This window comes from Lachnoclostridium phytofermentans ISDg (genome assembly GCF_000018685.1).
Taxonomy (GTDB): Bacteria; Bacillota; Clostridia; order Lachnospirales; family Lachnospiraceae; genus Lachnoclostridium; species Lachnoclostridium phytofermentans.
In genome coordinates, this window is record NC_010001.1 from 1,568,679 (window position 1) to 1,580,961 (window position 12,283).

At 34.1% G+C, this 12,283-nt stretch carries 9 protein-coding genes; 5 read left to right on the top strand and 4 right to left on the bottom strand.

What is annotated here, in order from left to right; translation table 11 throughout:
- Positions 1-69 precede the first annotated feature (69 nt).
- From CPHY_RS06530 to CPHY_RS06545, 4 genes are all read left to right on the top strand, one after another.
- Positions 70-759, top strand: coding sequence for an ABC transporter ATP-binding protein (locus CPHY_RS06530; RefSeq protein WP_012199275.1), 690 nt, complete (start codon positions 70-72; stop codon positions 757-759).
- Positions 752-3,070: an ABC transporter permease gene (locus CPHY_RS06535; protein ID WP_012199276.1), complete on the top strand. Its 2,319-nt coding sequence runs from the start codon at positions 752-754 to the stop codon at positions 3,068-3,070. Before CPHY_RS06530 ends, CPHY_RS06535 begins: the two co-directional genes overlap by 8 nt.
- A gap of 207 nt (positions 3,071-3,277) precedes the next feature.
- Positions 3,278-4,405 (top strand): exonuclease SbcCD subunit D, encoded by a 1,128-nt coding sequence (locus tag CPHY_RS06540; RefSeq protein WP_012199277.1) that lies wholly within the window; start codon positions 3,278-3,280, stop codon positions 4,403-4,405.
- 43 nt (positions 4,406-4,448) lie between these two features.
- Positions 4,449-7,565, top strand: a complete 3,117-nt coding sequence (locus CPHY_RS06545) for an AAA family ATPase (protein ID WP_012199278.1) — start codon at positions 4,449-4,451, stop codon at positions 7,563-7,565.
- A 149-nt stretch (positions 7,566-7,714) separates the two neighbouring features.
- Here CPHY_RS06545 and CPHY_RS06550 read toward each other — a convergent pair whose 3' ends face one another.
- From CPHY_RS06550 to dpsA, 3 genes are all read right to left on the bottom strand, one after another.
- Positions 7,715-8,521: an aminoglycoside phosphotransferase family protein gene (locus CPHY_RS06550; protein WP_012199279.1), complete on the bottom strand. Its 807-nt coding sequence runs from the start codon at positions 8,519-8,521 to the stop codon at positions 7,715-7,717.
- 327 nt (positions 8,522-8,848) lie between these two features.
- Positions 8,849-9,439 carry a dipicolinate synthase subunit B gene (locus tag CPHY_RS06555; RefSeq protein WP_012199280.1) on the bottom strand — a complete coding sequence of 197 codons (591 nt, stop codon included), beginning with the start codon at positions 9,437-9,439 and terminating at the stop codon, positions 8,849-8,851.
- Positions 9,440-9,455: 16 nt separating this feature from the next.
- Positions 9,456-10,340 carry a dipicolinate synthase subunit DpsA gene (dpsA, locus tag CPHY_RS06560; protein WP_012199281.1) on the bottom strand — a complete coding sequence of 295 codons (885 nt, stop codon included), beginning with the start codon at positions 10,338-10,340 and terminating at the stop codon, positions 9,456-9,458.
- A gap of 412 nt (positions 10,341-10,752) precedes the next feature.
- On the opposite strand from dpsA, the gene CPHY_RS06565 reads away from it, so the two are divergent.
- Positions 10,753-11,382 (top strand): histidine phosphatase family protein, encoded by a 630-nt coding sequence (locus tag CPHY_RS06565; protein WP_012199282.1) that lies wholly within the window; start codon positions 10,753-10,755, stop codon positions 11,380-11,382.
- A 39-nt stretch (positions 11,383-11,421) separates the two neighbouring features.
- Here the strand turns inward: CPHY_RS06565 and CPHY_RS06570 are convergent, their stop codons facing one another.
- The gene (locus tag CPHY_RS06570; protein ID WP_012199283.1) at positions 11,422-12,192 is read right to left on the bottom strand and encodes a Cof-type HAD-IIB family hydrolase; all 771 of its coding nucleotides are present in this window, start codon (positions 12,190-12,192) and stop codon (positions 11,422-11,424) included.
- Positions 12,193-12,283: the final 91 nt, after the last annotated feature.

Genomic DNA, 12,283 nt, shown 5'->3' on the forward strand with positions numbered 1-12,283 from the left:
TTAGTTTCTAAACATAATTCTGTTATAAAAAAATGATACAATAGCAAAAAAGAAAATGAGGGTTGTGTCATGTTAATAGAGATTAAAAATTTAAAGAAAACTTATGGAATCGGCGAAACTACAGTACATGCTCTAAAAGGAATTAACCTATCGATTGAACAAGGTGAGTTTATTGCTATTGTAGGAACAAGTGGGAGTGGTAAAAGTACATTGCTAAATCTTATCGGAGGATTAGATTATCCTACGGAAGGAAATATTCTTATTAACGATAGAGATATCTACGCATTGAAACCGGATGAATTAACAATATTTCGAAGAAGATCTATTGGTTTTGTATTTCAAAGCTATAATTTGGTACCTATATTAAATGTTTATCAAAACATAATGTTACCATTACAATTAGATAATGTAAGACCAGATAAAAAGTTTTTAGAACTTATAATAAATACTCTCGGTATCTCTGAAAAGAAAAACAGTCTTCCAAATAATTTATCTGGCGGGCAGCAGCAAAGAGTTGCAATTGCAAGAGCATTGATAGCACATCCACAAGTAATATTAGCGGATGAACCTACCGGTAATTTAGATAGTAAAACAGCTCTTGAAGTAATTTTATTATTGAAGCAGTTAAATGAAACCTACGGTCAGACAATTATAATGATAACGCATGATGAAGAAATTGCGCAAATTGCTACAAGGAGAATACATATAGAGGATGGTCGTTTAATCTCTGATACGAAGGAGGTATTTGGCCATGAATAAAGGGTTAATCGTACTTGCTTCTCATATAATTAAATCAAAAAAAATACGCACCTTAGCAATTAGCGTATCTATTATGCTTACAGCTATTTTATTTATAACAGTTGGGGGAATCACCTCTTGTATCTATCAATCCTTAGAAATTTCCAAGCAACTAGCAACTGGATCAAATTTTCACGCTGTGATAGATGAAGTACCAATATCTAAGAAGAAGGAAATAGAAGAACATAGATTAGTAAAAAACAGTTATGTTGTGAATCATTTAGGACAAGCGACCATTGGTAGTACAAAGACGGATGAATATTGTGAAATATATTCCTGTAGCGATTCCACAATATTAAACCATATGTTCATGAATATTATTGAGGGAAGTTATCCTGTTAATGATAGTCAGATTTTAATTGACGAGGAATATTTATTAAAGCACAACATACCACTCAATGTTGGGAGTGAGATTTATCTATATAATATCTATTCTGAAGAAACGAGATATATCTTAAGTGGTTATTATCAATCAACGGCAGATAATACAGCTACTAGACCTGCGTTTACAATAAGTAATGATGATAAGGAAACTACTATTTATCTCTTATTAAATAACCCAATCAATATTGAGGGGAAAATAAAGAAAATTATATCAGATGTTCAATTAGTGCCAAACTATCAAGTAAATGAGGCGTTTAATCTAGCAAAAACTCATTTTTTTAATGTTCAAAGCGTGAGTATCATAATTTTTGTTTTCTTAGTAATTTTAAGCTGTGGATTCCTTGCTATCTATAATATTTATTATATAGCTTTAACAGGAGAAATCAAATTTTACGGATTATTAGAAACGTTGGGGACGACAACGAAACAATTAAAAAAGTTAGTATTTTATCAGGTGACTATGATTTATTGTTTTTCCTTCCCTATTGGATTATTACTTGGATATTTCATAGGATGGAAAATAATATCTCCGATATTTATGTCTTTATCTGGGAAAGAGTACATATATTCATTTCATTTTAGCATATTTATTTTTACTGTTCTATTTACATACTTAACAATCATAATATCTGCGATCTTACCAATAAAAAGAATAACAAATATGTCTTGTATTAGCGCATTAAACGAAGAGGGTATAAAAAATTGTAATAATTCAAGAATTCTTATGAAAGATAGAATAAGTCTTTGGTATTTTGCAATCAAAAATTTAAAACGCAATCTAAAGAAAGCTATAATTTCAATAATATCAATTGCCATATCAATTATATTATTTTTATTTACTATGTCGATGGCTAATATTTTGTTAGAAGACTCCAGAGTCCAAACCTATGACTTTTGTATTGATGAATTAAAGGAATTAATCGACATAAAGAAGGAAATACATTTGCTTCTAGAAAGGGATTTAGAAAATATTCAGCAGATACCAGGGATAAAGGCAGTTATACCTATTTATACAAAAAAAATATCTAAAGGGGTAGAGGATATAATAATATACGGTATACCTAATGAAGCAATTGAAAAATTTAAAACTCAGTGGTTTATTGGTAAGTTTGATAAGGAACTTTTTAAAACAGGAACGAACGCAATTATATACAAATATGAAAAAACAAGTGAAAATACAACGTTCGATACAGAAAACAACATAATTGAATTAGATATGTTGAAAAATCCGTACGGTATACAAGCTTTTGAAAAAGGTAATCGGCCGATATTATCCAATTTTACGATACTAAATTTTTATTCTATTTATGATTATGCACTTTATATTCCGTTTGATCAGTTTAACCATGAATTTTCCGATTATCATATTGAATCAATTAATATCCAAGCAGAAAAAGGCTATGAAGATATCATACTTAGACAATTAAAATCTATGTTTGATAGTAATATTCAAATAAGAGATCGAAGAGAACAATTAAGTGAACTTAGTGAGCGTTTAATGGCGCTAAAAGTAACTGGTTACAGTATGAGTGTGATACTAGCCTTTATAGGAATTCTAAATTATTTGAATGTTACAATATGTAGTCTTTATGAAAGAAGACGTGAGTTTGCTCTACTAAATATTGTAGGAATGACACAAAAGCAAATTTTTTTATGTCTATTACTTGAGTGTTTGTATTATGTGATACTTGCGGTAATGATAAGTATTTTATTTGGAACTATTTGTTTCAAAATTATTTACTTAATAATAGGCATGGATGTGAAGATGCAATTTTCTTCAATCATTGGAATGGGACTTATTCTGTTTTTAACTACTATATTCACAAACTTTTTAGTATATTTTAGAATGAAAAAAATCTTACCTATAGAAGCTTTGAGAAGTTGTTAACACTCAGGATTTTTCTGTAGCAGAAATACGTTATGAGAAGAATATAAAGGCGCTATGTATATGTTGCCTCCTATCAAGTAAAAGGGAGTGAATCGTACATAGTGCTTTCTGTTTTTTGTTCCATCCCCTTTTCCAGAATATTTGTTCTTATCATTTCCTGTACTTTTGTGGTATGATACAATAGAAAAGATTAGAGGAGGTGTCGGTATGAAATTTATGCATTTATCGGACTTGCATATTGGAAAAAGAGTAAATGAGTTTTCAATGATAGAAGACCAGACATATATCTTACAAAAGATTTTGGAACTTGCAGATGAGGAAAAACCAGATGCAGTACTGATTGCTGGTGATGTGTACGATAAGAATCTACCGACGATAGAAGGAGTTAATTTGTTAGATGATTTCTTATCAGACTTACATAAACGTAAGATTCCAGTATTTATGATTAGCGGAAATCATGATTCTGCTGAGCGACTTAATTTTGCAAGCCGTATTTTAAGAAATAATGAAGTTTATATAGCAGGTACTTATCAAGGGGAGATCGCGCGATATACATTAAATGATGGACATGGTCCAGTCAATATCTATCTGTTGCCATTTGTAAAGCCTGCCATTGCTTCGGTGTATCACGAGGGAATAGAGTCCTATCATGATGCGGTGAAGGCGATTCTTGCAGCAGCGAAGGTAAATAAAGCGGAGAGAAATATTCTTGTGGCACATCAATTTGTAACCGCAGGGGATATTTCACCAGAGTGCTGTGATTCTGAAAACATATCAGTCGGAGGGCTTGATAATGTCGATGTAAGTGTATTTGATGATTTTGAATATGTTGCATTAGGACACCTTCATGGACCACAGCGAATTGGAAGAGATACGGTTCGTTATGCAGGTTCTCCACTAAAATACTCCTTTTCGGAAGCGAAACAGAAAAAATCTGTAACTATGGTAACGATTGATACCAAGGGGGAGATTAAACAGGAATATATTCCTTTGATTCCATTAAGAGATATGCGTCAGTTAAAAGGGCCAATTGATGAACTTCTGAATCCGAAGAACTACCACAATGGGAATACAAAGGACTATATTCATGCGACATTAACTGATGAAGAGGAAATCTATGATGCAATTGGACGGATTCGTAGTATTTATCCAAATGTAATGCGGATTGAATTTGATAACAGTAAGACAAAGCCAAATGAGACAGCAAAACTGGTAGCTGAGGATGTTATTAGAAAAGACCCTCTTTGTTTATTTGAAGAGTTTTTCAAGAATCAGAATAATGTTTCTATGTCCGACGAGCAGAATGAAATCATGAAAAAACTACTGTTTGAGTAAAGTGAAAGAAATATTGTATAGCGTAAAGAAAGGAGGAGGATTCATGAAGCCGCTTGAGTTAGCAATTAGTGGTTTTGGACCATTTAAAGGTGAAGTTAATGTACCATTTGAAAAGATTGGAGAATCAGGGCTTTTTTTAATCAGTGGTGATACTGGAGCTGGTAAAACGACGATATTTGATGCAATTGCATTTGCATTATTTGGCTGTGCAAGTGGAGAAAATCGAACCACAGATTCTATGCGCAGTGATTATGCTACAGGTGATGATAAGACCTATGTTAAGCTTGTATTTTCCCATAAAGGTAGACGATATGAGGTTGAGAGAAATCCATTATACCAAAGAGCAAAAAAACGTGGGGATGGATTTACAGAGGAAAAGCCAAATGCAACACTGATAAAATGGGATGGTTCTGTGGTAGCAGGCTATCAACCGGTTACGAATGAGATCATGGAGATATTATCCATTGATTATAAGCAGTTTAAGCAGATCGCCATGATTGCGCAGGGTGAGTTTATGAAACTTCTTACGGCAAGCAGTGAGGAACGTGGTGTCATTTTCCGTAAGGTATTTCAAACGGGGAATTATGAAGCAATGCAAAAGAAGTTAAAGTCCATGGCTTCCGAATTAAGGGGGGAGTGTGACCAGCTAGAACGTAGTATGGTTCAGTACCTTTCGGGAATTTTGCTATCTAAAGAAAATGAAGTTTTAGAAGAGTGGAAGCGTAAGCCGGATATTCATAAAATCAATGACTTATTAGAGTTACTAGAGCTTGACTTAGAGGAAGATAAATCGAGATATGATACCTTAGAGGTGGAAAATAAAGAGTTATCAGGTAAGCTTGTTGAGCTAACTACGAAGATTACGCTGGTAGAGGAACAAGAAAAAAAGAAGCAGGAATTAGAGCAAAGAAGACTACTTCTAGAGGATTTAAGAAAGCAATCGGAGCAGATTAAATTAAACCAAATAGATCTTCAAAATGCAAAGAAAGCGTTATATCAGGTAAAACCAGTTGCAGATGCATATCACAAAAGCAGAGTTGAAACTGAAAATTTAGTTAGAGAAATTATAGAGCAGAAAAAACGATTTGATATTGTTTCGGAAGAGACGAAGAAAAAGCAGGCAGAATATCACGAGCATGAGAAAGATAAGGCTCGATTAGAAGAACTTGCAATAGCCATCAATCAGTGTAAAGAAGAATTAGCACAGTTTGAGAATCTAAAACAATTGGAAATAAAGATACAAAGCAATCTTAAGAATCAGGATGCTATTGTATCGAATGAGAAAAAGATTGAAGAACAAGGTAAGTTACTTAAGGGTGATCATAGTGAACTTACGAAGGAGCTTCAAGGATATCTTTCTATTGACCAAGAAATCTTAGAATGTATCCAGATAGGGAAAGATTTAAAGTCAAAGATAACGAAACTAAAAAGTCTTTTAGATGAGCTGAATCGTATTGAATTAGAGTCAAGTAATTTAAAAGTGTTACAACAAGAGTATTTTAAGAAAGAGAATTCTTATCAAACTGCAAATAAAGAGTATCAAACCTTAGAGTTAGCGTATTTTCGTGAACAAGCAGGCTTGCTTGCTATGAATCTGAAAGGCGAAGAACCGTGTCCTGTCTGTGGTTCTACCAAGCATCCAAAGAAAGCGGAATGTAGTAAGGAAGCGCCTACGGAGGCTATGTTAAATCAGGCGAAAGTAAAACTTGAGAGCGAAACGGTTGTACTTAACCAGCAAAGTCTTTCTGTTAGTAATCAAAATACTAAGATTTCTTTGATGTGGGATAACTTATGTGTGGTTTGTGAAGAACTTTTTGAAGAATCGTTTGGCAAAGATAAAATAAAAGATCGTATTACGGAAGAATTATCTCGCAGTGAAGAAGCATTCCTTCAGAAAAACGAAGAATACAGAGTACTTAAGAAAAATCAAGAGAGAAGAGACTGGTGTAATAAACGTACAACAGAAATCTCTGCAGCTCTTGAAGAAAATGTACAGAATATTCAGAACCTTAATCAAGAGAAAATAGCAATTGCTACTGTCCTAGGTCAGATGGAAGGAAGCAGAGAACAGATTTTAGAACGAAGAAAGTATGCTACCAAAGAGGAATGTGAAAACAAACATACTGCCCTTCTATTGGAAAGTAATCAACTTCGCAGTAATCTGGAGCGACTAGAGAAAGAGTTTCATGAATTACGCTCTCAGTGGTCGGCATTAAAGGCTGTTATTGAGGACAATGAAATTAAAGAAGCGAAACAAAAGGTTACGTTAGAGGAAGAAGAGAAAGCTTATCAAAGGAAACTGACAGAAACATCCTTTGATTCTGAAGAAAGCTATCTTGCTTGTCTTTGGACGGAAGATAAAATAGAACAGACACAAAAAATGATCGAAGATTACGAAAAACAGGTATCTGAACAACATTTAATGATAGAAAAGTTGGTTAACGAAATTAAAGAAACAGATTCCGTTGATATTCAGATACTAAAAGATAGCCGTGACGAGATTAACGCTCAAAAATCAGTATGTGAACGTCAGAAAGAGGAAGTAAATCGAAGAATCCGGAATAACGATCAGATTTACAAAGATGCGAAGAAACAACTGGAGGCAAAGGGAGAGATACAAAGAAAGTATCTTAGCATCAATGAACTTTCTAAAACAGCAAATGGTGAACTTACAGGGAAAGTGAAAATAGCTTTTGAACAGTATGTACAAGCCTTTTATTTTGATACTGTCATTGAAGAAGCAAATAAGAGACTTCGTAAGATGACATTTAGCCAGTATACTCTTCACCGTGCAGACAGTGTTAACCTAAGAAGCCAGGGTGGATTAGAAATCTTTGTTCTGGATCATTACACCGGAAAGCAAAGGACTGTAAAGTCTCTTTCAGGAGGCGAGTCATTTAAGGCTGCATTAGCACTTGCTCTTGGTTTATCCGATGTAATTCAAAGTTACGCAGGTGGTATTGAGTTAGATTCGATGTTTATTGATGAAGGCTTTGGTTCCTTAGATTCTGAGTCTTTAGAACAGGCGATTGAAACGTTGATTTCTTTAACTTCTGGAAATAGGTTAGTTGGTATCATCTCGCATGTAACAGAACTAAAAGAGCGAATTGACAAGAAGATTTTGATTCATAAGACGATGGAAGGTAGCTATATCAAATAGTGGTTATTTATCTAAACTATATGTTAAAGCATTCCTATATCTGAAAAACAGGGGTAGAATTTAAAAATATCAGGAGGGATTTTGAATCCCTCCTTTTCTTTGAATTAATCACTATAGGATATATCAAAACTGTAGGCTTTTTGGCATTGTTAAATCTTTCGTATAAAGCTAAAAAGCCATTCTCTCTCTATCCTCGAATTTTCATTATCATTCATATTATTATCATATAATCTACGGGTAGCAACAATTGGTAAGCACTTCAAGACGCTTACCTGCTTAATTCCAGATAATTTGCAATAGTAAGATAAATAGTCCTTAGCAAATTTAGAAAATAGATCTGATACTAAATCTCCTAATAAATATTCAACAACAGGAGAGTTTAAAGTCATGTAGCTCCATGCAACATCTAATATAGGATTTCCTATACAAGCTCCATTCCAGTCTATAACGATATATTCGTTAGCCTCTCCAATTATATTCAAAGGTTGATAATCACCATGACAAAGCTTAAAATCATTAGGGATATCATCTAGCAGATTAAGTAAGGATAATGTAGCCTTCTCACCCAATGTGTCTTTTAATTCAAGGATACGTTTTTTTAAAAATTCATTTTGTGATGGTAGTTCTTCTATTGTTTTCTTATGGATATCATAATGCATTTGTGCAAATTTGTTAGCTAATTCTATATCGTAAACTCCTTTTAAAAGTGGTTCTGCCATTACATTACCATAGATACGTTCATATATTAATGCTTTTTTGCCATTATAATCAATTGATCCAATACACTTTGGGATATTAAGTGAAAATTTATTTAAGAACTGGCCAATATACATCTCATTATTTATTGTATTTTCTTCAATACGTGGCTTATATATTTTTATAACTTCGTTATTTCCCCATTCATATACATTAGATGTGCCACCACTTCCCACTAGTTTGCCTAACATATCCTCCATAAAACACCTCAAAGACCATTATTATTAGTTGATATACTATGAATCTGACATACCTTTTATGTAAATATTATACATTTAATATTACTATATAATCAATGTTTTACTTATGAAAGTTTAAACTAAGTTATTTACAAACAAGTAATGCATGCTTTGCGAATATTTTCTTGTCATAGATTAAAACGAGAACACTCAAATACCTAGGAGCGTAGTCGCTACCTTTCAGGTTTTTAAGTGTTCTCACTTTTTTATAGGAGATTATATTTTATATACAACTGATTTCTTTCACTTGTTTATAAAGAAAGTATACAACATTCGTTTCTTATAACATTAACCTTCTGGACTCTCAATAATAGGCTGAATTTGTTTCCCTTCCATCGCTAACTCAAGAGTCGGAATGATGAGTGAGGTATTAGAAATCATAGAGTTCGGCTTTTTATTAAAATCATCCTGACCAAATGGTACAAAGTATACATTTTTACAGTTTAACATGTAGCCTACATTTTTAAAGTTAATGCCGAGTGCATCATTGGTAGCTAAGGAAATAACGAGTGGTTTTTGATTCCGCAAATGACCTTTCGCAGCCATTAGGACTGGAGTATCGGTGATGCCATTGCAAAATTTAGCGAGGGTGTTACCAGTACATGGAGCAATAATCATGATATCAATCATTCCCTTAGGACCTAGTGGCTCTGCTCCGGCGATTGTTAAGACTGGTTTATTTCCAGTGATTTTTGTAATTTGCTCCATAAAATCAGCTGCTTTACCAAAACGGCTGTCGATGGTTTGAGCATTAAAAGAAAAGATAGGTATTACATTTGCTTGTTCATTCACTATATTTTGAATTTCTTGTATTGTTTTTGCAAAGGTACAAAATGAGCCAGTTAGTGCTACACCAACATTCTTACCTGATAATTTCATAGTTTCACATTCCTTTTTAATCTTTCGAGGAGGCACTGCCGCTAATACAATTAAATAAAGCTGTCACTAAGATCGTAGCAGATGCTTTTGGAGCATAAATTCCAGGAAGCCCAAGGCATAGAGAGGCGTTGATTCCTAATTGATTGCAATAGTCGAAATTTACGCCGCCAGGTTTTGACGATATATCGATAATCACTGCATCTTTTCGTACATAGCTTATCAGTGCAGAATCTAATACCATAGCAGGAATGGTATTAAAGATAAATGGAAAACGATGCAGATGTTTGCTAAGCTCTGAAATTGGAATATTTTCATAACCATAAGCATCTATATAAGCTAATGCTTCTTCCTTGCGTGCGCCAACACTAACTTTTGCGCCCATACCTTTTAATTTGTCTGCTAGAATTTTAGCACAACGACCAAAGCCTAGGACAAGGCACTCGTTTTTGTGTAGGTTGACAGGACTACGCTGAATAGCTTCTGCTATCGTCCCCTCTGCAGTTGCGATGGCATTCGCAATGCTTACAGATTCAATTTCCATAAAGTCATAGAGGCGAATATTTTTTTTATCACAAAATTCTGACATGGATTTATTAAAACAACCTCCGAAGAGAGTATGACCCTCCGTTAAATTCTCCTTAAGCTTATCAAGATTTAAATCAGGTATAGTTTGTTTTGAGACGATATCTACCTGATTTTTGGAGACTGGAATAGGACATATCACAATATTCCCAAAAGATAATGCTTCTTTTAGTGTGGTCGCTTCATATATGGTGTCGCCAAATTCTCCACGGTCCAGACCATAGACCGCCACAGGAAAACCAGCTTCCATAAGTTGTTTTATCATATAATACTGTCTTAAATCTCCGCCAAGAAAGACAATTTTACTTAGCTGTGACATAGAGCTACCTCCTTCTTCTATAATATATGAATGGTCATTCATTCGGTTCCACTTTCTTAAAAAGCAGTATTCTTATGTAGACAAATACTTAATGATTAGGTAACATATAAGCTATAAAGACTTGGCATACCAAGTTAGAGTTTATTTTGTTACATTAAAAGGGAATACCACCATCCTTCTTATGCCGGTACTAATTATATGCATCGTAATTTCGGGATATTATAGATAAAAAGGCTTAGTCTATTGCATCCGAGGATACGATTTTTAGCAACAGCATGAGTTTGGTAATACTAAAACTTTCTAAGAATTATTTTAGTATGCGATGAAGGTTGGTGTAAGGAGTAATAGATTTTTACACCGTGAAGTTATGCTTTGGTTATCAAGCATGAATTTCATAGGAATGGAGGTTAGGATGAACATATTTTTGATAAGACATGGTAGACAAAGTAGTCAGCTATGTAACGTGGATGTAGATCTAGCGGTAGAAGGAAGAGAACAAGCAAAACTTCTGGGGAAGCGGCTTAGTGAATATGGGATTGATTGTCTTTACACCAGTGATTTGCTTCGGGCAAGGGAAACCGCAGAAATTGCAAAGATATATTTAGGTAATGTTGATTATCGTATTAGAACAGAGCTGCGGGAAATCGATTTTGGTCGTATGACTGGAAACAGTGATGAATATAACAATATGGCATTTGCTGATTTTAAAAAGAAACGGATGGAATTATCGGAGGATTTACCGTTCCCTGGTGGAGAATGTGGACAGGATGTAGTCGACCGTGTAAGAGATGTGCTAGAAGAGATGATACATTCTGGAAAACAAAGAATAGCGGTAGTAACTCATGGAGGAGTAATCCGCTCCATTGTTACAGACATCTTAGGTATGCCTCAATCAAAGAAGCTGCTATTTGCGGTATCGCTAGAGAATACCAGTATTACACAGCTTCGATTTGATCGGGATTATCAACGTTTTTATTTGGAACGATTTAATGATTTTACTCACCTAGAGGCAAATAATAATCTATTACGTAGAAATTGGTAGGTTACATACCTGCTAGTCCGTGTGAAAAATCTAGATTGTTCATAATAACTTCTCTAAGGTATCTTCTACTAAGGATGTTTTATAAGAATATCGATTTTTGATATCAGGTACTGCATTATCCATTACATAACCATAGGAGACTAAAGAGAGCATCTCTAGGTCATTATAGTTATCACCGAAGGCCATTGCTTCATCTGGGCTAAGGGATAGATAATCTAATAAATGGCTTAGAGCCGCTCCTTTATTTACGAAAGGGTTAACGAAGTCTAGCCATTGTTCACCTGATATGGTCGCTTTTAACTTATTACCAAAAAGTGAGGTAAAATAGGAAGCAGAATGAGAAATACCATCTACTTCATATACTGAAATTTTTATGATATCTTCTGGTATTTCTTCAAAACTATTGATTACTACTACGTTGTTCTTTACGATATTTTTCATACGATGAACATAGCTATCAGTTTTTGGGAGTAAGTAGGAAGTATTTTGGCCGGAGGCAAGAACTTCGCAACCTTCTCGTTCATATATAGTTTGAAATAGTTCTTTCGCCAATTTTGGCTCCATAACACTTTTATACAAAACCTTATCTTGATACATGACAAGGGAACCATTTTCACATATAAATGCCATATGTTTGGCAACATCTTTAAAATTACGGTATAGATTTGGATATTGACGGCCACTGGCTGCAACAAAGAGAATATCTTTATCATGTAGCTGTTTTATAATAGAGATAGCACGGTCACTAACTTGCTGGCATCCGTTTAGTAGTAGTGTCCCGTCCATATCGCTAGCAATTATTTTTATCATAGGTCCTCCAGTGAAATTTTTCCCCTATTATAACAGGTTACTATGGTAGAAACAAGGTGAGATGTTTGGAATGCATCTACATACTCTTGTT